This is a genomic window from Pseudomonas sp. CGJS7 (genome assembly GCF_036961695.1).
Window position 1 is genome coordinate 1 of sequence record NZ_JBAMDI010000299.1, and the last position, 1,379, is coordinate 1,379.

Genomic DNA, 1,379 nt, shown 5'->3' on the forward strand with positions numbered 1-1,379 from the left:
TGGAACAGCATGCCCTGCTGCATCGGCGACAGTGGGTAGATGTCTTCGACCTCGGCCACCGCCACTGGCAGTGCGTCGAGTTGCGCCTGGCTCAGGCCCGCCAGCGGGAAGTCCGACGGCGTCAACCCTTGCGGCGCCTGGCAGTGCTCGACCAGCGCCGCCAGCTCCGCCTCGTAGGCCCGCGCCAGCCGCTCGATGGTCGCGCGGGCGAACATCTGCCCGCTGAAGCTGAACGCCAGGCTCAGCTCGCCGCCATACACCTGGCCATTGAGCACCAGCCAGTTGCCCAGCGGCGCCAGCGGGCTCTGCTCCTCACCTGCGCTTTCGGCAGCGGGCACGAACAGCGCCCGCTCATCGAACTGGCCATCCAGCTGGCCCAGGTAGTTGAAGGTGATGCGCGGCACCGGCAGCCCGGCCAGGCTCGCGCGCGCAGCCTCGTCGCCCAGGTAGCGCAAAGCGCCGAAACCGATGCCCTTGTGCGGCACGCCGCGCAGCTGTTCCTTGACCTGCTTGATCGAGGCGCCCAGCTCGGCGGCCGGGGTCAGGCGCACCGGGTAGGCGCTGGTGAACCAGCCCACCGTACGGCTCAGGTCGATGTCGTCGAACAGGTCTTCGCGGCCATGGCCTTCCAGCTCCACCAGCGCCGAATCGGCGCCGCTCCAGCGGCACACCACCCGGGCCAAGGCGGTCAGCAGCAGGTCGTTGACCTGGGTGCGGTAGGCCGCCGGGGCCTGTTGCAGCAAGCGTCGGGTCAGCTCGGCATCCAGGCGTGCCTGCACGCTCTGGCGGTGACGGTTCTGCAGGCTGGCGCCCAGCTCGGCCTCGGGCAGGTCCAGCGGCGCACCGGCCAGTTGCCCTTGCCAGTAGGCCAGCTCGTTGCCCAGGCTTGCGGCATGCTGCTGCAGGCGTTCGCCCCAGGTCTTGAAGGCGCTGGTCTTGGTCGGCAGTTTCGGCGTGCTGCCCGCCAGGGCCTGGCGGTAGGCATCGTGCAGGTCTTCCAGCAGCACGCGCCAGGACACGCCATCGACCACCAGGTGGTGGATCACCAGCAGCAGGCGCTGGCCACCGTCGGCCAGGTCGATCAGCACCGCACGCAGCAGCGGGCCCTGGGCCAGGTCCAGGCTACGCTGGGCCTCTTCGCAGGTCGCCTCGATTTCCTCGGCGCTGCGCAGCGCGGCACGCCATAGCAACGGCTGGGCCGGCTGCAGCGGACCGTGTTCGGCGCTGCCGTCGGCAAAGCGCAGGCGCAGGGCGTCGTGCTGGGCGTACAGTGCCAGCAGCGCCTGCTCCAATGCGCTGGCATCCACCGTTTCGGTGCCGCGCAGCAACAGCGACTGGTTCCAGTGCTGCGGCTCGCTCATGCGCTGGTCGAAGAACCA

At 69.9% G+C, this 1,379-nt stretch carries 1 protein-coding gene; it reads right to left on the reverse strand.

The window, feature by feature from the left end:
• Positions 1-1,379: condensation domain-containing protein (locus tag V7787_RS52780; RefSeq protein ID WP_336095449.1), on the reverse strand; the 1,379-nt coding region annotated here is incomplete at both ends.